This is a genomic window from Acidimicrobiia bacterium (genome assembly GCA_040881685.1).
Taxonomy (GTDB): Bacteria; Actinomycetota; Acidimicrobiia; order IMCC26256; family PALSA-555; genus SHVJ01.
In genome coordinates, this window is the sequence record JBBECS010000050.1 from 1 (window position 1) to 22161 (window position 22161).

Sequence of the window (22161 nt, forward strand, 5' to 3'; positions counted from 1 at the left end):
TAACAAGGTAGCCGTACCGGAAGGTGCGGCTGGATCACCTCCTTTCTAAGGAGCTCACACTGCTTCCATTTTCACGAATGGGGCAGCTCCTACGTTGATCACTGGCCGAGTCGGCGAGATTGGTACACCGAACGTCACCGCCTCTTCGGAGGGAGGGACTTGTAGGCCTGAGCTCGTCGGCGCGGTGTCACTGTTCCGTTTTGAGGGAGTTGGACCGCGCCCCTTCGGGGCGTGCCGGCTCTCCCCGAGGCATCCCCCGTCAACGTTCTCCGCGCCTGTGCAGCGCGACGTCAGTGCGGCCAGCCTCGGCACGCCCCTTGAGAGCTGAAGAGCGAGCACGAGCATCTCTACAAACAGTGCAAGGAGTTATCCCAAGCTAGAAAGAGCCAACGGTGGATGCCTTGGCGCCAGATGCCGATGAAGGACGTGGGTGGCTGCGAAAAGCCGCGGGGAGCTGTCGACCAAGCTTTGATCCGCGGATCTCCGAATGGGGCAACCCGGCTGGGGTCATGCCCAGTCACTCTGGCCTGAATTCAATAGGGTCAGAGAGGGAACCGAGGGAACTGAAACATCTCAGTACCTCGAGGAAAAGAAAGCAAGAGCGACTCCCTGAGTAGCGGCGAGCGAAACGGGAAGAGCCCAAACCGTCGCAGTGGTACAGCCTGCCGGCGATGCTGCGATGGGGTTGTGGGACCCACCAGGAGGGACGGCAGAACCTCCAGGAAGTCATCAAGTCACTGGATAGTGGAAGCGCTCTGGAAAGGCGCGCCGCAGAGGGTAACGGCCCCGTACACGAAATCCGAGTGACCTTCCGGTGGTGTTCCCGAGTAGCACGGGATCCGGGAAAGCCCGTGTGAATCTGCGAGGACCACCTCGTAAGGCTAAGTACACGCTGGCGACCGATAGTGCACGAGTACCGTGAGGGAAGGGTGAAAAGTACCCCGGGAGGGGAGTGAAATAGAACCTGAAACCGTTGGCTTACAAGCAGTCAGAGCGGACTTGTTCCGTGATGGCGTGCCTTTTGAAGAATGAGCCGGCGAGTTACCGTTCGTGGCGAGGTTAACCCGAGAGGGGAAGCCGGAGCGAAAGCGAGTCTGAACAGGGCGTTCAGTCGCGGGCGGTAGACCCGAAGCCGAGTGATCTATCCATGGGCAGGCTGAAGCGAGGGTAAGACCTCGTGGAGGGCCGAACCCACCAAGGTTGAAAACTTGGGGGATGACCTGTGGATAGGGGTGAAAGGCCAAGCAAACTCGGTGATAGCTGGTTCTCCCCGAAATGCATTTAGGTGCAGCGTCGTGCGTTCAGTATCGGAGGTAGAGCACTGGATGGTCTAGGGGGTCTACCAACTTACCGAAATCAACCAAACTCCGAATGCCGATACTCCAGAGCACGGCAGTGAGACCATGGGGGATAAGCTTCATGGTCGAGAGGGAAACAGCCCAGAACGCCAGCTAAGGCCCCGAATTCTGTGCTCAGTGGCAAAGGATGTGGGATTGCCCAGACAGCCAGGAGGTTGGCTTAGAAGCAGCCACCCTTGAAAGAGTGCGTAACAGCTCACTGGTCGAGTGATCCCGCGCCGACAATGTAACGGGGCTCAAGCACAGAGCCGAAGCTGCGTCATCCGTAAGGATGGGTAGGGGAGCGTCGATCACCGCTGTGAAGCGACGGGGGAACCCGTCGTGGAGCGTGGTCGAGTGCGAATGCCGGTATGAGTAGCGAACGAGGGGGGAGGAACCCCTCCGCCGAATGCCCAAGGGTTCCTGGGGAAGGCTCATCCGCCCAGGGTTAGTCGGGAGCTAAGGCGAGGCCGAAAGGCGTAGTCGATGCACAACAGGTCGACATTCCTGTACCACCGTGTCCGCGCCAACCCCTAAGGGGTGCGATCGGGGGCTGTCCTTCGGGACGAACCTGTCCCAAACCCCGGTGGGTAGCGATGGGGGAACGCAGGAGGGTAGGTCTACCGGGCGTTGGTTGTCCCGGGGCAAGCAGGTAGGGGGGTCGGTAGGCAAATCCGCCGGCCAACTCCGAGATGTGATGCCGAACCGTTTTAGGTGAAGTGACTGATCCCATGCTGTCGAGAAAAGCCTCTAGTGAGCTGACACGGTGCCCGTACCCCAAACCGACTCAGGTGGGCACGTAGAGAATACGAAGGCGATCGGGAGAACTCTGGTTAAGGAACTCGGCAAATTGCCCCCGTAACTTCGGAAGAAGGGGGGCCTCAGTAGGGTTGCGGACTTCGCGTCCAAAGCCCGAGGAGGCCGCAGAGACCAGGGCCAAGCGACTGTTTACTAAAAACACAGGAGCGTGCGAAGTCGCAAGACGATGTATACGCTCTGACGCCTGCCCGGTGCCGGAAGGTTACGCGGAGGGGTTAGCCGCAAGGCGAAGCTCTGAAGCTAAGCCCCGGTAAACGGCGGCCGTAACTATAACGGTCCTAAGGTTTTGCCCCGCTAGTCGTGGCGGGGTGTTGCCCCTCATCGCAGCAATGCGATGAGTGCAGTTGGCTAAGTGCTGGAAAACCCGAGAATCCGGCGGTACTCACGAAGTACGTGAGTGACAATCCGTCCGGTGCGGACAATCAGCAGGAAAGGCCCAACCGCGAACGAATGATCTCGGACCGCAACCAGCGGTGCATCATTCGAGTCCATCGTTGTTGGGAATCCTCAGAGGCCATACGCCAACCGACTCATATCCGATCATGAGTCGAAGAGATGGTCCGAGCCTCATGGCGACATGGGGAACGACTCGAGCGAAATTCCTTGTCGGGTAAGTGAATTGCCCTACACGCGGGTGACCGTGTGTGCAGACCCGCTCATAACGGCGAAGCCCAAACCGACTGCCTCGATTCAAGGACGAGGCGATAGGCGGTGGGTAATGCCGTGGGAAGTCCTCTGCCTCGTACTCGAGGTATGACCCCGTAACGACTGATCCCTTCGGGGAGAGGCGTCGGTTGCTGTCACACGTCGGCCGTACGGTCGGCGCATGACAAATCTAAAATCGGCGCAATACGCGGGCTCTCGAAATGCTCGTGAGACGGATCTCCCGTCGTACATCTTCGGATACGTCGACGGTGAGGGATGCTTCACGGTCTCGATCTCTCCACGCCGCACTCTTCGAGTCGGTTGGGAGGTGAGGCCAAGCCTGTCGGTCAGCCAGAACGGCGACCGCAGCGAGGTGTTGCTGGAAATTCAGCAGTACTTCGGTTGCGGCACGCTCCGGCCCGACCGCAGCGACCGAACAGTGAAGTGGGAGGCGAGAAGTCTCCCTGTGCTTCGCTTGATGGTCGTCCCACACTTTCAGCGCTATCCGCTGAGATCCGGCAAGCACCGCGACTTCGAGCTGTTCGCAGACATCTGCGAGCGGATGGCTCGCGGCGAGCACTTGGTGCCGGCCGGACTCGTCGAGATCGTGCGACTGGCTAGTCAGATGAACCCGAGCGGTCAGCGGGGATATCGACCGGAAGCGATCATCGCCTCACGGCATGTTTGAGATGAAGGCATAGTCTGCCCCGTTGGAAACAACGGATAAAGGCGAAGTTCCGACCTGCACGAATGGCGTAACGACTTGGCTACTGTCTCAACCAGAGACCCGGCGAAATTGCACGACGAGTAAAGATGCTCGTTTCCCGCAGAAGGACGGAAAGACCCCGTGGACCTTTACTACAATTTGATGTTGGGTTTTGACATATGCTGTGTAGGATAGGTGGGAGACTTGGAAGCTGGGGCGTTAGCCTCGGTGGAGTCAACCTTGAAATACCACCCTTCATATCTTGAGGCTCTAACCCAGACCCGTGAATCCGGGTCGGGGACAGCGTCAGGTGGGTAGTTTGACTGGGGCGGTCGCCTCCTAAAGAGTAACGGAGGCGCCCAAAGGTTCCCTCAGAATGGTTGGAAATCATTCGTAGAGTGCAAAGGCAAAAGGGAGCTTGACTGCGAGACCTACAAGTCGAGCAGGGACGAAAGTCGGGCTTAGTGATCCGGCGGTACCGTATGGAAGGGCCGTCGCTCAACGGATAAAAGCTACCCTGGGGATAACAGGCTTATCTCCCCCAAGAGTCCACATCGACGGGGAGGTTTGGCACCTCGATGTCGGCTCATCGCATCCTGGGGCTGAAGTAGGTCCCAAGGGTTGGGCTGTTCGCCCATTAAAGCGGTACGCGAGCTGGGTTTAGAACGTCGCGAGACAGTGGATGAAACGCGCTGTCTATAAATTCGGCTATATGCTGGAAACACCGAGAATCCTGCGCTACGAGTTCGGAAATCGAACCGTGACAATGCGTTAGGTGCGGTCAATCAGCAGGAAAGGCTCAGCAATTCTCGGTAGCACGAGATCGCTGAGAATCCTCAGAGACCATACGCCGAACACCACTGGAGTCTTCAGTGGTGAAGATATGGTCCGACCTGCATGGCGACATGCAGAGCCAGACAGAAATGATCTGGCCTCCTCACGACACACGGTCGTGTCGGAGTAACAACAGTGTCGGTCCCTATCCTCTGTGGGCGTAGGAGATTTGAGGGGAGCTGTCCCTAGTACGAGAGGACCGGGACGGACGCAGCTCTGGTGTGCCAGTTGTCCTGCCAAGGGCACGGCTGGTTGGCTACCTGCGGAATGGATAAGCGCTGAAGGCATCTAAGCGCGAAGCCGGCCTCGAGATGAGATCTCCCATCGGGTTAACCGAGTAAGGCCCCTGGATGACGACCAGGTTGATAGGCCGGACGTGCAAGCACGGTGACGTGTTCAGCCGACCGGTACTAATCGGCCGAGGGCTTGGGATCTTCTTGCCTTGTGCTCGTGCTCGCTCTTCAGCGCTCAGGTGGCGTTTGACAACGCAGAGACGAAGCGGCTCCGAAGGAGCGGCGACGGGTATCCCGGCGCCGAGCGGAGTCGATCAGTCCAAATTGTTCCGGTGGCAACAGCGGCGGGGAAACACCCGTTCCCATTCCGAACACGGCAGTGAAGACCGCCAGCGCCGATGGTACTTGGGGGGAGACTCCCCGGGAGAGTAGGTCGCCGCCGGGCTTTCTTCGAGCGAAGCGCCCTCATCGCGAGGGCGCTTCGTCGCGTTCGGACACAACAACAGCGCGGAACAAGAGGCGATTGCACACACACCGGTACGCTCCGACGCATGGCTCGCCCTGACGATCGTCGCGACGCGCGCTCATCACGTGCGCCGTCGAAACGGGGGCAGGGCTCCAAGCGGACGGGAACGTCTTCGAAGCGGGCGACGCCGAGCTTCTCGAAGCAGTCGCAGCACCCGAAGCGGATGCAGACCACCGGGCGCGACCGCGCGATGGAGGGCGGGTTCGGACCGTACGGCGCGCCGAGGGCCCCCGAACGAGAGCGACGGCCGGATGAAGCCCGACCCCAGCGAGCGACGCCGCAGTCGCGCCTTCGTCTTCGGGGCGAACGGCGTTCGGGCGGGACGTCCGCCGGCTCGGAGCGCAACCGACGGGCGGCACCCACGCGCACGACCCGCCGTCGGCGGCGCGCACCGTCCGACGTCGAAGCGGAGATCCTCCGCCTCGGGGGCCGGCGCGGCCCCGCGCTGTTGAACCAGCTCCTCGCGGCCGCGGACGAGTTCGGCAACGGCCGCGACCGCGACGCACTCAACAAGGTCCGACGTGTGCGCGACGCGTTGCCGGACTCGCCGACAACGCGCGAGCTGTGCGGCCTGGTGCAGTACCGGCTCGGCAACTACCGCGCGGCGGCGAAAGAGCTCGAGGCGTTCGTCGAGCTGACCGACGCGGTCGAGCAGCATCCCGTCCTGATGGACTGCTACCGCGCGCAGCGGCGGTGGCGGAAGATCGACGAGCTCTGGGCTGACCTCGCGGCCACCTCTCCGTCGGCCGAGCTCGTGACCGAAGGCCGGATTGTCGCCGCGGGGGCTCGCGCCGACCAGGGCGACCTCGACGACGCGATCTCGATGCTCGCGCGCAAGGCCAAGGCCGTGAAGCAGCCCCGCCCGTACCACCTCCGCCTCTGGTACTCGCTCGCCGATCTCGAGGAACGGGCCGGCAACCTTGCCCGGGCCAGGGAGCTGTTCGCCCGGATCCGCAAGCACGACCCGGAGTTCGCCGACGTGGCCGCCCGGGCCGCCGCCTTGCGCTAACTCGCGCGGCGCCGCAGCGGAGCGGAGGCGCTCACCAGCGAAGGAACACCCGCGGCCGGGGTATCCCCGGCCGCAGAGAACGAGCGCATATGGCTGTCACACCCACTTCCTACGCTGCGCTCCACTTCCTCCCTTCCCCCGAACGGGCGCGAGCAGCCGCTCGCGACGACCAGGAGGAAGCCATGACCACCGCCACAACCGACTCCGACGACTCCCTGCCCACGGTCAACCTCGTGGTGCTCCGAGGTGTCGCCTCCGCCCCGCCCGAGATCCGCAAGCTCACCTCGGGCCGGCGGATCGCTACGCTCTCCGTGCGTGTCCACGCGCTCGATCCCGGCGCCACCTCCGTCCCGGTGGCGGTGCGCGAGCCGCCCGGCTGGGTGGAGGACCTCGACGAGGGAGCCCCGATCGTCGTCGTGGGCGCGCTCCGCCGGCGCTTCTTCAAGACCGCGACGGGAACGACCGGAGCACGCGTCGAGGTCGAAGCGCGAGCGGTCGGTCGTGGTACCGACCGGCGCCGTCTCGACACTGCCCGACGCCGAGCCGAGGAGGAGCTCGACGGACTCTCCTGACGATCGATGTTCCGCCCGATCCAAGGCACCCTCGCTCTGGTCCTAGACTCGGCTCTCGGGCCAGAGCGCAGACGTGGGCCGTTCGCGCGCCGGACAACGGAGTCCAGACCCGAAGCGAGGGCGCGTGACCGCGGAGACAACGCAGCTGAAGCCGGAGAGCCTCGAAGAGGTCGTCATCCGCTTTGCCGGCGACTCTGGCGACGGCATGCAACTCACCGGCGACCGGTTCACCGATGTGAGCGCGGTGTTCGGCAACGACCTCGCCACACTGCCCAACTTCCCGGCCGAGATCCGCGCCCCCGCGGGCACGATCGCCGGCGTCTCGTCGTTCCAGGTCCACATCTCCGACCACGAGATCCTGACGCCCGGCGACGCACCGAACGTGCTCGTGGCGATGAACCCGGCTGCGCTGAAGGCCAACGTGGCCGAGCTCATCCCGGGCGGCACGCTGCTCGTCAACTCCGACACGTTCGAAGAGCGCAACCTCACGAAGGCTGGCTACCAGGCCAACCCACTCGAAGACGGGTCGCTCGCGGCGTTCCGGGTGATCCAGGTGCCCATGACGAGCCTCACGTTGGAGAGCACCAAGGAGCTGGGCGTGAAGCCCCGCGACGCGGAGCGCTCCAAGAACTTCTTTGCCCTCGGTCTGGTGTCGTGGATGTACACGCGCCCCGTCGACGACACCGTCGGTTGGATCGAGTCCAAGTTCGGGAATCGCGAGCTGGTGAAGGCGGCGAACCTGGCGGCGTTCAAGGCCGGATACAACTTCGGCGAGACCGCCGAGCTCTTCGACCACGCGTACGCGGTCGCCCCGGCCCAGCTGCCGCCCGGCCACTACCGCAACATCACCGGCAACATCGCGCTCTCGTATGGGCTGATCGCGGCCGCGCAGCAGAGCAAGCTGCCGCTCGCGTACGCGTCGTATCCGATCACCCCGGCATCCGACATCCTCCACGAGCTCGCGAGCCACAAGAACTTCGGGGTGCGCACGCTCCAGGCCGAGGACGAGATCGCCGCGGTAAGCGTCGCCATCGGTGCATCGTTCACGGGGCACCTCGGCGTCACGGCCACGAGTGGCCCCGGTGTCGACCTCAAGTCCGAGGGCATCGGGCTGGCAGTGAGCCTCGAGCTGCCCCTCATCATCGTCGACGTGCAGCGCGGTGGTCCGTCTACCGGCCTGCCGACCAAGACCGAGCAGTCCGACCTGCTGCTGGCCATGTTCGGACGTCACGGTGAGGCGCCGTTGCCGATCGTCGCGGCACGCTCACCGAGTCACTGCTTCGACGCCGCCTTCGAAGCCGTCCGCATCGCGCTCAAGTACCGAACGCCGGTGATCCTCCTCTCCGACGGCTATCTGGCAAACGGCGCCGAGCCGTGGCTCCTGCCCGACGTCGACGCGCTGCCCGACATCTCGGTGCCGTTCGCGACCGAGACCAACCACACCAACGCAGCCAGCGTCGCCGAGTTCTGGCCGTACCTACGCGATCCCGAGACGCTCGCCCGACCCTGGGCGATCCCGGGGACGCCGGGTCTGCAGCACCGGATCGGCGGGCTCGAGAAGGAAGACGGCTCGGGCAACGTCAACTACGAACCCGAGAACCACGAGCACATGGTTCGGTTGCGCGCGAAGAAGGTCGCTGGCATTGCCAACGACATTCCACCGGTCGAGGTCGACGATCCCAGTGGAGCGGCGTCCGTCCTCGTGGTGGGATGGGGGAGCACGTACGGGACCATCCAGCAGGCGGCGCGCCAAGCCCGCGACTCCGGCGTCGAAGTGGCCCACGCACATCTCGTCCACATGAACCCGTTCCCGGCCAACCTCGGTGACGTGGTGCGTCGCTACGACCGGGTCCTTGTGCCCGAGATGAACCTGGGCCAGCTGGTTCGCTTGATCAGGGGCGACTTCCTGGTCGATGCGGTGAGCCTCACGAAGATCCAGGGTGTGCCGTTCCGTGCGACCGAGATCGACCAAGCAATCCGGGAGCTGGCGAAGTGAGCGACGCCAATACTGAACCAGGCGACACCGCCGTCAAGCTCGGCAAGAAGGACTTCCAATCCGACCAAGAGGTTCGTTGGTGCCCCGGCTGTGGCGACTATTCGATCCTCTCGGCGATGCAACTCTTCTTGCCCGAGGTCGGCGTGAAGCCCGAGAACATGGTGTTCGTGTCGGGCATCGGTTGCGCGGCGCGCTTCCCCTATTACATGAACGTCTACGGCATGCACGGCATCCACGGCCGGGCGCCGGCACTCGCCACGGGCGTCGCACTCGCTCGTCCCGATCTCGACGTGTGGGTGATCAGCGGCGACGGTGACTCGCTGTCGATCGGAGGCAACCACCTCATTCACGCGCTTCGGCGCAACGTGAACATGAAGATCATCCTCTTCAACAACCAGATCTACGGACTCACGAAGGGCCAGTACTCGCCGACGAGCGAGGTCGGGAAGGTCACCAAGTCGTCCCCGTTCGGATCGCTCGACACACCGTTCAACCCGCTCTCGGTCGCGCTCGGTGCGGAGGCCACGTTCGTCGCCCGGACGCACGACATGGACCGCAACCACATGATCGAGATGTTCCGTCGCGCGCACGCACACAAGGGCACGGCGTTCGTCGAGCTCTACCAGAACTGCAACGTGTTCAACGACGGTGCGTTCGAGGCGGTCACAGGCAAGGAAGTCCGCTCCGAGATGCTCATCGACCTGAAGCACGGTGAGCCCATTCGCTTCGGTGCCGAGGGATCCCACGGCGTCGTGCTCAACGACTTCGGTGAGTGCGAGGTTGCCGAGGTGGCCGAGGTCGGTGAGAGCCGGCTCCTCGTCCACGACGAGCACCGCGAGGACCCGACGCTCGCGTTCGCCTTGTCTCGGCTCGCCGATCGCCCGACCGTGCCCACTCCGATCGGTGTCTTCCGCGATGTCGAGCGACCGACGTACGAAGCCGAGGTGCAGCGCCAGCTGGTGCTGTCGTCGGAGCGCCAGGGTCCGCCCGATCTCGCCGCGCTGCTCGGCTCCGGCGCCACCTGGGAAGTCGTGTAGCGAACCGAAGCGTCAGCTGTCGAGGAGCCGGAAGACCATCCCGGTGCGCGGCTTCGGGTTGAAGAACGTGGTCTTCTCCGGCATCCGGACCCCGGCCACGGCCGCGGCGCGGATCTGAGCGACCGACACGGGTTCGAGGAGCACCGCACCGTCCGCCCCCCCCTTCTCGACCAACGATGCGCAGGTCGCGGCGTCGTCGCGATAGGACAGCTCCAGATCTCCGAGCCCCGGGCGCACACCGAGGTCGAACCGAACCGCGTCGATTCCGTGGAGCACGTCGGGTACGCCCGCGAGGTGGCGTTCGATGTGCTCTTCCTGAAGGTGGAGCAGCGCGAAGCCATCACGGTCGACGAAGCCGAGTGCACCGTCGGCGCGCAAGCGAGCACGGAGATCGTGCAACGCGTCGGGCCCGGCACCGAGCGCCTCGATCTCGACGTCGGGATGCGCGGCCAACCGCTCACGTGCATGGCCACCGCCATGGACGAGTCGGTGGATCGCGTGGACCGACAGCTCGTCGTCGGTGAGCTCCACGACGAAGGCCATGATCGCCCTCGCGCCCGGCGCGTCGGGGTCTTCGGCGCGATACGTGCATGCCGTGTCGAAGCGATGGTGTCCGTCGGCGATGACCACCGCTGCCGAGCGGATCACCGCGCGGACCGCATCGACCCGGTCTGCCGGGAGCGGCATGAGCTCATGGCTAGTGCCCCCGCCGTCGACGGCTTGCACGGTGAGCGCCGGGTCGAGGTCGCCGATCGCGTCGGTCAGGCCTGTGCTGAGCGACAGCCCCCAGATCGGATCGAGGTTGGCCTTCGTCGCTTGGAGCAGCGCGAGGCGGTCGGACTTCGCCTTGGGCAGCGTGCGCTCGTGAGGAAGGACGTCGGGATCTCCCGTTCCATCGGGGAGGCCGAGCGCGCCGATCACTCCCAACGTGTGCCGCGGGTCACCGTCGGCCGTCTCGTACCTCATCCGATACGCGTAGAGGCTCGGCTCGGCGTCGCGGGCGAGGATGCCTTCCGCCTCCCACTCGTTCAAGGAGCGTGCCGCGCGCTCGTAGCCGTCGGTGCCGTGCTCATGGCGGGGAAGGATCAGCTGCACCGCGTTCTGGGGATGTGATCGCTCCAGCGCAGCGCGGTCGTCTTCGTCGATGACGTCGTAGGGCGGCGCCGTGACCTTGCTGAGATCACTGGTCGCGGTGTACCGCAAGCCGCGGAAGGGGAACAGTTCGGGCACGGGCGCGGTTTCCGTTTCGTCGGTCGGCGCGGGTCAGTCTCGCATACGGTCTCGCGTGCACCCTGAACCGAGACAAGGAAGGGATGTTCGAAGCAGATGAGCCAGAGAGAGACGGTGTCGTCGGGAGCCGAGGCGTACGAGGCGTTCCAGGAGGGGAGTCGCCTCCTGGCCTGCTCAGACCACCACGCCGCGGCCGTCGCGCTCGAGCGGGCGCGCGACCTCGAGCCGGAGAAGGGGTCGATCCGCGAGGCACTCGGTCGGGCGTACTTCAGCAGCGGTCGCTTCCCTCCGGCGCGCTCGGAGTTCGCGCGCGCCGTGGAGCTCGATCCGGTGAACGACTACGCGCACTTCGGGCTCGGGCTCACGCTGTCACGCCTCGGCGACCGCGCTGGGGCTCGTCGCCACCTCAAGCTCGCCGTCGCGATGCGACCGCGCGAGGAGTATCGCCAGGCCCTCGACCGGGTTGCCGAGCGGCCCTGAGATGACGCGCCCCGGCGCAACCGACCCCGTCGTGTGCTGCGACCTCGACGGTGTGATCTGGCGGGGTGACGAGCCGATCGTCCCGGCGGTAGCCGGCATCGCCGAGCTGCGCGCCGCCGGGACGCGTGTCGGCTTCGTGTCCAACAACTCCAGCCACACGATCGCCGACGTCGTCGCCAAGCTCCGCGCCTGCGGTGTCGAAGCCGAGGCCGCCGACGTGCTCACGAGCGCGGTATCAGCCGCCCGGCTGCTCGCCGACGACCTGGACCCCGACGCGCGGGTGCTTGCCTGCGCTGGCCCGGGTGTCACCGAAGCCCTGGCCGAGGTCGGGCTCCAGCCCGTCGATCGTCTGCCGGCGGAAGCCGTCGTCGTCGGGTTCCATCGGGGCTTCGACTTCGCCGAGCTCGACATCGCGTCGCGAGCCGTGCGCGAAGGCGCACGCTTCGTCAGCACGAACCTGGATGCGACGTACCCGGTCGCCGATGGCCTGATGCCCGGCTCCGGTGCGATCACCGCCGCGGTCGCCACCGCATCGGGGCAGCGGCCCGACGTCGCGGGCAAGCCCGAGGCGCCCATGGTTGCGCTCGTGCGCGAGCGATTGGGGACGACCGGCATCGTGGTCGGCGATCGCCCGTCGTCGGACGGCGCGCTCGCCGACGCGCTCGGGTGGCCGTTCGCGCTGGTCCTGAGCGGCGTGACGACAGCCGTCGCGACACCCGGCGGCGAGGCGATCCCGGAACCCCCACCGCCTTTCGTTGCCGATGATCTCGGTGGTCTGGTCCCGGAATTGCTGGCCGCCCTCGCGCACTCCACGTAACCTGGCCTGTGTCTCGCCGCCGCCTCGACTCCGAACTCGTGCGGCGCGGTCTCGTCTCCAGTCGTGCGCGAGCGACGGAAGCGATCGCCGCTGGTCATGTCCTCGTCGCTGGCGCGCCCGCAATGAGCCCGGCTCGACAGGTGAGCCCGGCGGAGCCGATCGCCGTTCAAGGCCCGAGTCCTCAGTTCGTGTCGCGAGGCGGCGACAAGCTGACACACGCGCTCGACGTGTTCGCGGTCGACGTGGCGGGGCGGCGGTGCCTCGACGCCGGCGCGTCGACCGGTGGATTCACCGATTGCCTGCTTCAGCGCGGTGCCGCTGCGGTCTACGCCGTCGACGTCGGGCGCGGTCAGCTCGCATGGACGATGCGTGAAGACCCCCGCGTGCGCGTGTTGGAGCGCACCAACGTGCGCAACCTGGATCCGGCCGACATCGACGGCGCAGTGCCCGTCACGGTGGCCGACCTCTCGTTCATCTCGCTCGTCACCGTGGCCGCGGCCCTGGCGCGCTGCACGACAGCCGATGGCGACCTGGTGCTGCTGCTCAAGCCACAGTTCGAGGCGGGTCGATCGAAGGTCGGGCGACACGGCGTGGTCACCGACCCGAGCGTGCACGAAGATGTCCTCATCACCGTCACGACCCGGTTGACTGACCATGGGATCGTCGCGGTTGACGTGATCGAGTCGCCCTTGCGGGGCGCCGACGGAAATCGCGAGTTCCTGCTACATGGCCGGCGCGACGGCTCGCTCATCGGCACCGACGCCTTGAGCGCACTTGCGAGGAGCTCATGAGCGGTCAACGCGTTGCGGTGGTGGGGCTCGTTCCCCATCGGGACCGCCCGATCGCCCACGAGGTGGCCCGTCGTGCGGCGTATTGGCTCGCGGCGCGGGGGATCGAAGTGCGCGTGGAGGCTGACGACGCAGCGGCGTGCGGACTCGACGAGTGCGCGATCGACATCGGCGCGTTCACCCGCGGGCTCGATCTGGTGGTCTCGTTGGGTGGTGACGGGACGATGTTGCGATCGGTCGACCTCGTGTACGAGATCGGTGCGGCTGTCCTCGGCGTCAACGTGGGACAGATGGGCTACCTCGCCGAGGTCGAGCCCACGGATCTGGAAGACGCGCTCGCTCGAGTGCTCGCGGGCGACTTCGAGATCGACGAGCGCATGGTGCTCGAGGTGGTCGTCAGCTCGGCATCACCGGCAGCCGGGCGATGGTGGGCGCTCAACGAGGCCGTGATCGAGAAGACCAGAACCGGTCGGCTCGTTCGGCTCGAGGTGGCGATCAACGGTGCCTTCTTCACGACGTATGCGGCTGACGGCGTCATCGTCGCCACGCCAACCGGGTCGACGGCCTACTCGTTCTCGGCCCGCGGACCGATCGTGTCGCCGCGACACCGTTGCCTGCTTCTCACCCCGGTGTCACCACACATGCTCTTCGATCGATCCCTCGTCCTCGATGCCGACGAGGAGCTGCGCTTCACCATCGTCGATCAACGCAACGTCGTCATCACGCTCGATGGCAAGGAGCTGGGCGAGCTGGACTCGGGTGACACCGTGACATGCACCGCTGGCCCGAAACCCGCGCGGATGGTCACCTTCGGTCCCCGCGACTTCCATCAGATCCTGAAGGCCAAGTTCGGCCTCGCGGACCGGTAGCGACGATGCTCCGCGAGCTCCACGTGACCGACCTCGGCATCGTCGACGACGTGACCCTCCTCGTGAACCCCGGGTCCACGGCGATCACCGGTGAGACGGGCGCGGGGAAGACGTTGCTGGTCGAGGCGATCGAGCTCCTGCTGGGAGCGCGCGCCGACACGAGCCTGGTGCGTCAGGGAGCCAGCGAAGCTCGCGTCGAGGGACGCTTCGAGACCCACGACGGACGCGAGGTCGTCTTGGCGCGCGTGCTCCCCGAAGATGGCCGTACACGCGCATACGTCGACGGCAGACTGGCGACCGTCACCGAGCTGGCGGAGGTCGGCAGCACGCTGGTCGATCTGCACGGGCAGAACGCTCATCAGTCGCTGCTGGCGCCATCGGTGCAACGACGCGCGCTGGATCGGTTCGCCGGCGAGCCGGCTCTGGCCGCGGTGGCAGAGCTTCGGGCCGCGCGCAACGACGTGCGCCAAGCAGAGATCGAGCTCGCTGCGCTCGGTGGCGACGAGCGGGCGAGAGCGCGCGAGCTGGATCTCCTGCGATTCCAGATCGACGAGATCGAGAGCGCGGCCGTCACCGATCAAGGCGAAGAGGTCACGCTGGAAGCCGAGGAGGCGCTGCTTGCCGATGCGGTCGCCCACCGGGAGGCGCTCAGCGACGCCTTCGGCGCCATCGAAGGACCAGCGCTCGACGGCGTGGGCCGGGCGGTTGCCGCGATCGACGACCGGGCCCCGTTCACCGACCTCGCGGGGCGCCTGCGTTCCGTGCAAGCGGAGCTCGCCGATCTCGAGCGCGAGCTGCGCCTCGCAAGTGACGTGGTCAACGAGGATCCGGCCCGTCTCGAGCAGGTTCGCGCCCGCCGCCAGCGACTGCGTGAGCTGTGTCGGAAGTACGGCGAGACGCTCACCGATGTCATCACGTACGCCGCAGACACTCACCAACGGCTGGACGAGCTCGAAGGCTTCGAAGCCCGCGCCGCGGAGTTCGAGGCCCAGCGCTACGCCGCGAACGAACGCTCGCAGACGGCCGCGCTCGATCTGTCCAATGAGCGTCGACGCGCGGCTGCTCCACTTGCAGATGCGGTGACCGCACATCTACGGGAGCTCGCGATGCCGGCCGCGCAGCTCGAAGTGCTGATCGCACCCGGGCCGCTGACCGATGACGGCGCGGACGACGTGACGTTCCTGCTGGCACCGAATCCTGGCGAACCGCCGAAACCGCTCGCAAAGGCCGCGTCGGGCGGCGAGCTGTCACGCGCGATGCTTGCCCTGCGTCTCGTGCTCTCCGAAGCGCCGCCCACATTGGTGTTCGATGAGGTCGATGCCGGTATCGGTGGCGAAGCCGGGATCGCCGTGGGCCGGCTGCTCGCCGACCTCGGCACCCGCCATCAGGTGCTGTGCGTGACGCACCTGGCCCAGGTTGCCGCCTTCGCGGACGCCCAGGTCGTCGTCGAGAAGCGTGAGGAGGCTGGGCGCACCGTGGCCGATGCCACACCGGTCGAAGCCGAGGAACGCGTGAACGAGCTGTCACGCATGCTCGCCGGGGTCGGCGAGTCCACCCACGCGCGCAGCCACGTCGCCGAGCTGCTCGAGCGGGCGGCCGACCGACGCGCCGAGGTCTCACATTGATCGAGCGCCTGCTTCGCCGGAACCGCGCACAGCACTCCACCGCTGTGGTCGGGCCGGCGCGTGTCGATCGGCGCACCAAGGATCTCGTGAAGCGACTGGAGCCCGGCGACATCGCCGTCATCGATCACCGCGACCTGGATCGCGTCGCGGCCGATGGTCTCGTGGCCGGTGGTGCCGCCGCAGTGATCAACGCCGTGCCGTCGATCTCGGGCCGGTATCCCAACCTCGGACCCCGGCGCCTCATCGAGGCCGGCATCCCCCTCATCGACGACGCGGGCTCCGACTTGATGCATCGAGTCCGGGAGGGGGAGACGCTCCGCGTGGACGGACGCGAGATCTGGCGCGGCACGGTCCTGCTCGCGACCGGCACGGTCCGTGAAGGCGACGAGGTCGAGGCCGCCATGGAGGACGCCCGCTCGTCGATCGGGATCGAGCTGGAGCGATTCGCGGTCAACACGCTCGAGTACGTCCAACAAGAAGCTCGACTCACCTTCGAGCCACTCAACCTGCCGCCGATCGTCACGCCCTGCAAGGGGCGACACGCGCTCGTCGTCGTGCGCGGCCACGATTACAAGAGCGATCTCGCCCACCTGCGGTCCTACATCCGCGAGTTCCGCCCGGTGCTCATCGGCGTCGACGGTGGCGCCGACGCGCTGTTGGAGATCGGGCTCAAGCCCGAGATCATCGTGGGCGACTTCGACTCGGTGTCACGCGAGGCGCTGAACACGGCGAAGGACCTCGTGCACCACGTGCACCCTGACGGTCGCGCACCTGGACGCGAGACGCTCCTCGACTGGGGCGTCCGCTACCACGAGTTCGTGGCCGAGGGCACGAGTGAGGACGTCGCGATGCTCCTTGCGTACGAGGCAGGCGCGCAGCTCATCGTCGCGGTCGGCACTCACGCGTCGATGGTGGAGTTCCTCGACAAGGGCCGCAGGGGCATGGCGTCGACGTTCCTCACCCGCCTGCGCCTCGGCCCCGCGCTCGTCGACGCGAAGGGTGTGAGCAGCCTCTACGAGCAGCGCGTGCGTCGCCTCGACTGGTTCCTCCTGGTCGGCTCGGCTCTGGTCGTGATGATGGTCGTGGTGGCGGTGTCGAAGCCGATCCACACGCTGCTCGACGGCTTCTGGTTGACGCTCCGCGACCTCTGGTTCTCGATCACGGGATAACGGAGCACTGTCGTGATCAACTTTCGCTTCCACCTCGTGTCGCTCGTCGCGGTGTTCCTCGCGCTCGCGGTCGGTGTCGTCATGGGGTATGGCGTACTCGGCCAACCGACCGTCGAGACCCTCGAGGACCGAATCAACACGGTCGAGGCCAAGGCAGAGGCGACGCGGCTGGAGAACGGCGCGCTCAAAGCCGGGGTCGAGCAGCTCGAGGAAACCCTCGATGCGCTCGAGCCGTTCACCGTCACTGACCGCCTCGCCGATGCGAGCGTGCTCGTCGTGGCTGTTCGCGGTGTCGACCCCGAGACGATGCAAGGAATCACGGAGCTGGCGCGACGTGCCGGCGCAAGTGCTCCGGGGATCCTCTGGATCGAGGCGCCATGGACGCTGGCCGAGGCCGAAGATCGTGGGGCATTGGCCGCCGCGATCGAGGTCGACTCCGCGCGGCGGTCCGCGATCCGAGAGCGAGGATGGCAGGCGCTGATCGAACGGCTGAACCAGGGACCGGGGCTCGCGTCGGACCTGCTGAGCACGCTGACCGACGCGGGCTTCGTCTCCTTCGAGGGCGTCGACGGGAACGTCGCCCTCGGAGACGTGGGTGGCCTCGGGACCCAGGTCCTCCTCGTCGTCGGCACGGACGGGGTCGTCCAAGGCCGTCATGTGCTCGTCCCCGCGGCCCAGGCCGCAGTCGAGGCCGGCCTGCCGATCACCGCTGCCGAGGTGTACGGCGCGATCGAAGGTGGTCCGGAGCGTGGGTCCCTCGTGGGACTCGTCCGCAAGGACGAGGCCCTTGCCGCGGACGTGCCCACGGTCGATGACGTCGATCTCCCCTCGGGGTCTGCGGTGGCCCTGCTCGCGCTCGCCGACCTCGCTCGCGGCACGGTGGGTCACTACGGAGTTGGCCAGGGCTCGACCGCAGCGGTGCCAGAGTGGTGGCAACCGTGATCCACGCAGCGAGCGCGCGGTGACCGTCGTCCTCGGCCTGGTGGTCGGGGCGATCACCGTGCAGTTCCTGAAGGTCGGCGCGGCCGGAACGCTTACGGCTCCGGCCATGCAACGAGCCAACTACCGCGGCCATCGGCTCCCGACCGGCGGCGGCGTCCTCATCGTGATCGCCGTTCTCGTCATCGAGGCCGGCCGAGCCGCGTTCGGGGCAATCGGGATCGGGGACACGGTCGATCTCACGATCCAACGCAGCGAAGTGCTGTTCGCGGTCTTCGGCTTCGGCCTGCTGGGCTTGATCGACGACCTCATCGGCGACGACCGCCGCACGGGGTTTCGCGGCCACGTCAGTGCCCTCTTTCGCGGCGAGATCACGACCGGCTTCCTCAAGCTGTTCGGTGGCGCTGGCGTCGCGATGGTGCTGGTCGCCACGCCGGGCTTCGCAACCGGCCGGCGCTTGCTCGTCGACGCGGTCCTCATCGCGCTCGCCGCCAACTTCTTCAACCTGCTCGACCGCGCCCCTGGTCGCACCATCAAGGCGGCGATCGTCGCCTACATCCCCCTGGCGGTCCTCTTGGGCACCGGACCCGTCGGACTCGCCATCGCGCCGGTGATGGGCGCCGCCTTCGGCTTGCTCGGCGACGATCTCAGGGAGCGGCTGATGTTGGGAGACGCCGGCGCGAACGTGATCGGCGCCACGCTGGGGCTCGGAGTGGTGCTCGGCCGCGGCGAGGTATCCCGGTGGACGGCGCTCGGGCTCCTCATCGTCGCCAACCTGGCGGCTGAGGTGTGGTCGTTCAGCACGATCGTCGACCGGGTCCCGCCGTTGCGGTGGCTCGACCGCCTCGGCCAACGTCCGGAGCGCCGCGCTACCTGACCTCAGGCGCGATCACCAATGAACGTGTGCGCGACTGATATGTTGATCTCCCGTGGCGAAACACATCTTTGTCACCGGCGGGGTGGCATCCAGCCTCGGGAAGGGCCTCACTGCATCTTCGCTCGGACGACTGCTGAAGTGCCGGGGCCTGCGGGTCACGATGCAAAAGCTGGACCCGTACATCAACGTCGATCCCGGCACGATGAACCCCTTCCAGCACGGCGAGGTGTTCGTCACCGACGACGGTGGTGAGACCGACCTCGATCTCGGGCACTACGAGCGCTTCGTCGACGTGCCGCTGTCGAAGAAGTCGAACGCGACGACCGGCTCCATCTATCAGGAAGTGCTCGCCAAGGAGCGGCGTGGGGCGTACCTCGGCCAGACCGTGCAGGTCATCCCTCACATCACCGACGAGATCAAGGAGCGCATCCTCCGTCTCGCCGACGACGACGTGGACGTGGTGATCACCGAGATCGGTGGAACCGTCGGCGACATCGAGATCCTTCCTTTCCTCGAAGCCATCCGGCAGTTCCGTAAGGACGTCGGTCGCGACAACGTCTTTTACGTGCACGTCACGCTCGTTCCGTTCATCGGACCCTCGGGGGAGCAAAAGACCAAGCCCACGCAGCACTCGGTGACCGAGCTGCGAGGTCGGGGCATCCAGCCCGACGCGATCGTCTGCCGATCCGACCGACCGATCCACGCCCGGCTCAAGGAGAAGATCTCCCAGCTCTGCGACGTGCCCGAGGAAGGCATCGTCTCGGCGGTTGACGCCCCGCACCTCTACGAGATCCCGCTGGTCTTGCACGACGAAGGCCTCGACACGTACGTGTGCCGCGTCCTGCGCCTCGAAGACCACGAGGCCGACCTCGAGGATTGGCGTGCACTCGTCCGACGGGTGCAGGCCGCCGACCAGCGAGTTCGCATCGGTCTCGTCGGCAAGTACGTGAACCTCCCCGACGCATATCTCTCGGTGGTCGAAGCGCTTCGTCATGGCGGCTATGCGTGCGGTGCCCGGGTCGAGATCGACTGGATCGCGTCCGATGACGCCGAGGGACTCCTCGCGGAAGGACGACTGCGTGAGCTCGACGGGATCGTGATCCCCGGCGGGTTCGGCTTCCGGGGCATCGAGGGCAAGATCGCCGCCGCGGGATACGCACGCGAACAGGCAATCCCGTACCTCGGCCTGTGCCTCGGCATGCAGTGCGCAGTGATCGAGTTCGCCCGCAATGTCTGCGGTCTCACCGATGCCAACTCGAGCGAGTTCAACCCGCGCACGCTGCACCCGGTGATCGACCTGATGGACGAGCAGCGCGACGTCGTGGAGCTCGGCGGAACGATGCGCCTCGGCCTGTACCCGGCGCGGCTCGAACCGGGCTCGATCGTGCATGCCGCCTACGGCGAGGATCTCGTATACGAGCGTCATCGGCATCGGTACGAGGTGAACAACCGGTACCGCTCGCGCTTCGAGGAAGCGGGGCTCGTGTGCTCAGGCACTTCACCCGACGGACGCCTGGTCGAATTCATCGAGCTGTCCGTCGACCAGCACCCATTCTTCGTGTCGACCCAGGCGCATCCCGAGTTCCAGAGCCGGCCCGATCGCCCGCACCCCTTGTTTGCTGCGTTCGTGCGCGCCGCCGCCGAGCGCGCCGATGGGCGGGCACCGCGGCTGCCCATCGAGACACCCACCGTGAGTCACGACATGGTGCCGCCCGTCCGATCGTGACGCAGTTCCGCGTCGTCGAGTCGACGGCGCGCGCCGACGTCGGATACCTCCAGATCGAGGATCTCCAGATCGAAGGACCCGGCCCGACGCGATTCGAACGAGCTGTGGTGCGTCACCCTGGCGCGGCAGTTATCGTCGCCGTCGAGGCGGATAGGAAGCACACGTTGCTCGTACGCCAGTGGCGCGCGGCACTCGAGTCCGAGCTGCTCGAGGTCCCTGCGGGCAAGCTCGACGTCGTGGGCGAGCCACCTGCGGCGGCGGCCCGCCGTGAGCTCGAAGAAGAGACCGGCCACAGAGCGGGGCGGCTCGTGAAGCTCGGCGAGTTCCTCAACTCACCCGGCTTCTGCGACGAGCGCAGTCACCTGTATTGCGCGCTCGACCTCGAACCCATCGACGGAACGCACGCGGCGACCGATGAGGAAGCGGCGATGACCATCGAGCGCATCGCACTGTCGGCGGTCGACGATCTCATCGCGGCCGGCGACATCGTGGACGCCAAGACGATCATCGGTCTGTTGTTCACGCGGCGCTATCTCGCGGGCGAGATTGCCGGCACCGAGGCGTGACCGATGGCGGCGATCACCGAGGCCGACCGACTCACTGAGCTGCTCGCAGAGCACGCGACGTGGCTGGCCGTCGAACGCGGCCTGCGCCCGAACACGCTCGCGGCCTACCACCGCGACCTCTCGATCTACGCGGCCTACCTGCGCGATCACGGTGTTCACGATGCTGCAGTGGTCAAGGAGCGGACCGTGGACGAGTACGTCACCTGGCTGCGCGCCACTCGAGACGACGACGGCCAGCCGCGCTGGTCGGCGTCGTCGATCGCGCGGTTGCTCGTCGCGGTGCGATCGTTCCACCGGTTCTGTGTCGATGAGGGACTTACCCGCGACGACCCGGCGCAAGACGTCCGGGCGCCGAAGGTCCCGGCCGGGATCCCCAAGGCGCTCACCGAACCCGAGGTAGAGGCGCTCCTGGACGCGGTGATCGTCGATGCGCCGACCGGATCGCGGGATCGGGCGATCCTCGAGACGCTGTATGCCGCCGGCCTGCGCATCAGCGAGCTGGTGGGACTGGATCGCAACGACCTCGACCTCGAAGACGGCCTGGTCCGCGTGTTCGGGAAAGGCGGCAAAGAACGCGTCGTGCCGATCGGTCGGCCCGCTCGAACCGCACTCGCGGACTACCTCACGCGGGGACGACCCGAGCTCGCACGATCCGGACGCGCCGCACTCGGCGCCCAGGACGCGGTGTTCCTCAACGCGCGGGGTGGTCGCCTCACTCGCCAAGGATGCTGGGGGATCGTGCGAGCCGCCGCGACAAGGGTCGGGCTCGCGGACAGGATCTCGCCGCACGTGCTGCGACACTCGTGCGCCACCCACCTGCTCGACCACGGCGCTGATCTGCGCGTGGTGCAGGAGGTGCTCGGCCACGCCAGCCTGTCGACAACCCAGGTGTACACGAAGGTCACCGCTGAGCGCCTCAGGGCCGTCTACGACACCGCCCACCCCCGATCCCGTTCGTAGCAACGGTCCTGGGCTTCCCATCTCCCGAAGTGAACGAGGGGGTCCGGCGATACCATTCCCGCATGCCCGAAGCCACCCAAGCGGTGTTGCGCGTCCAGCTCGAGGAAGAGCGCGATCGGCTTCGAATCAAGCTCGGTGAGCTCGGCCTCGGAGACAACGGCTCGCTGACCTTCGACGGGGGCTTCGCCGACTCCAGCCAGGTGACCGCGGAGCGGTCGGAGATCGAAGCGCTCACCGGGTCGCTCTCGGAGACGCTCCACGACATCGAGGACGCTCTCAACAAGATGGACGAGGGCACGTACGGACGATGCGAGTCCTGCGGCGGCGACATCGGCGAGGCGCGGCTCGAGGCGATGCCCGCTGCTCGTCTGTGCATCCGCTGCGCGTCAAAGTCCCGCTGA

17 protein-coding genes and 2 rRNA genes are annotated in these 22161 nt (G+C 66.4%); 18 read left to right on the forward strand and 1 reads right to left on the reverse strand.

Going from position 1 to position 22161, the window contains the following annotated elements; genetic code table 11:
* Positions 1-369 precede the first annotated feature (369 nt).
* From WEE69_12570 to WEE69_12595, 6 genes are all read left to right on the forward strand, one after another.
* Positions 370-4775: ribosomal RNA gene (locus tag WEE69_12570) — 23S ribosomal RNA — on the forward strand.
* A gap of 127 nt (positions 4776-4902) precedes the next feature.
* A 5S ribosomal RNA gene (gene rrf / locus WEE69_12575) occupies positions 4903-5019 on the forward strand.
* Positions 5020-5125: 106 nt separating this feature from the next.
* Positions 5126-6109 (forward strand): tetratricopeptide repeat protein, encoded by a 984-nt coding sequence (locus WEE69_12580; GenBank protein MEX1146128.1) that lies wholly within the window; start codon positions 5126-5128, stop codon positions 6107-6109.
* A gap of 182 nt (positions 6110-6291) precedes the next feature.
* Entirely contained in the window at positions 6292-6681 is a 390-nt protein-coding gene (locus WEE69_12585) for a hypothetical protein (protein ID MEX1146129.1), read from the forward strand.
* 124 nt (positions 6682-6805) lie between these two features.
* Positions 6806-8677 (forward strand): 2-oxoacid:acceptor oxidoreductase subunit alpha, encoded by a 1872-nt coding sequence (locus WEE69_12590; protein ID MEX1146130.1) that lies wholly within the window; start codon positions 6806-6808, stop codon positions 8675-8677.
* Positions 8674-9714: a 2-oxoacid:ferredoxin oxidoreductase subunit beta gene (locus WEE69_12595; GenBank protein ID MEX1146131.1), complete on the forward strand. Its 1041-nt coding sequence runs from the start codon at positions 8674-8676 to the stop codon at positions 9712-9714. Before WEE69_12590 ends, WEE69_12595 begins: the two co-directional genes overlap by 4 nt.
* A gap of 12 nt (positions 9715-9726) precedes the next feature.
* Here WEE69_12595 and WEE69_12600 read toward each other — a convergent pair whose 3' ends face one another.
* Positions 9727-10944, reverse strand: coding sequence for a DUF1015 domain-containing protein (locus WEE69_12600; protein ID MEX1146132.1), 1218 nt, complete (start codon positions 10942-10944; stop codon positions 9727-9729).
* 96 nt (positions 10945-11040) lie between these two features.
* Here WEE69_12600 and WEE69_12605 point away from each other — a divergent pair, with 96 nt between their 5' ends.
* From WEE69_12605 to WEE69_12660, 12 genes are all read left to right on the forward strand, one after another.
* Complete coding sequence (locus tag WEE69_12605; GenBank protein MEX1146133.1) at positions 11041-11424, forward strand: tetratricopeptide repeat protein; 384 nt, start codon at positions 11041-11043, stop codon at positions 11422-11424.
* A 1-nt stretch (position 11425) separates the two neighbouring features.
* A complete protein-coding gene (locus WEE69_12610) occupies positions 11426-12241 on the forward strand; it encodes an HAD-IIA family hydrolase (protein ID MEX1146134.1) in 816 nt (271 codons plus the stop codon).
* Positions 12242-12249: 8 nt separating this feature from the next.
* On the forward strand, positions 12250-13032 hold the full coding sequence (locus tag WEE69_12615) for a TlyA family RNA methyltransferase (GenBank protein ID MEX1146135.1): 783 nt from the start codon (positions 12250-12252) through the stop codon (positions 13030-13032).
* Positions 13029-13898, forward strand: a complete 870-nt coding sequence (locus WEE69_12620) for an NAD(+)/NADH kinase (protein MEX1146136.1) — start codon at positions 13029-13031, stop codon at positions 13896-13898. The genes WEE69_12615 and WEE69_12620 overlap by 4 nt, the downstream gene beginning before the upstream one ends.
* Before the next feature lie 5 nt (positions 13899-13903).
* Complete coding sequence (gene recN / locus WEE69_12625; protein MEX1146137.1) at positions 13904-15523, forward strand: DNA repair protein RecN; 1620 nt, start codon at positions 13904-13906, stop codon at positions 15521-15523.
* 44 nt (positions 15524-15567) lie between these two features.
* The gene (gene steA / locus WEE69_12630; GenBank protein MEX1146138.1) at positions 15568-16692 is read left to right on the forward strand and encodes a putative cytokinetic ring protein SteA; all 1125 of its coding nucleotides are present in this window, start codon (positions 15568-15570) and stop codon (positions 16690-16692) included.
* 12 nt (positions 16693-16704) lie between these two features.
* Positions 16705-17634, forward strand: a complete 930-nt coding sequence (locus WEE69_12635) for a copper transporter (protein ID MEX1146139.1) — start codon at positions 16705-16707, stop codon at positions 17632-17634.
* 19 nt (positions 17635-17653) lie between these two features.
* The gene (locus WEE69_12640) at positions 17654-18508 is read left to right on the forward strand and encodes a hypothetical protein (GenBank protein MEX1146140.1); all 855 of its coding nucleotides are present in this window, start codon (positions 17654-17656) and stop codon (positions 18506-18508) included.
* Positions 18509-18560: 52 nt separating this feature from the next.
* Positions 18561-20234, forward strand: coding sequence for a CTP synthase (locus tag WEE69_12645; protein ID MEX1146141.1), 1674 nt, complete (start codon positions 18561-18563; stop codon positions 20232-20234).
* On the forward strand, positions 20231-20800 hold the full coding sequence (locus WEE69_12650; GenBank protein ID MEX1146142.1) for an NUDIX hydrolase: 570 nt from the start codon (positions 20231-20233) through the stop codon (positions 20798-20800). The genes WEE69_12645 and WEE69_12650 overlap by 4 nt, the downstream gene beginning before the upstream one ends.
* Positions 20801-20803: 3 nt before the next feature.
* Positions 20804-21760 (forward strand): site-specific tyrosine recombinase XerD, encoded by a 957-nt coding sequence (gene xerD, locus WEE69_12655; protein MEX1146143.1) that lies wholly within the window; start codon positions 20804-20806, stop codon positions 21758-21760.
* A gap of 62 nt (positions 21761-21822) precedes the next feature.
* Positions 21823-22161 (forward strand): TraR/DksA C4-type zinc finger protein, encoded by a 339-nt coding sequence (locus WEE69_12660; protein ID MEX1146144.1) that lies wholly within the window; start codon positions 21823-21825, stop codon positions 22159-22161.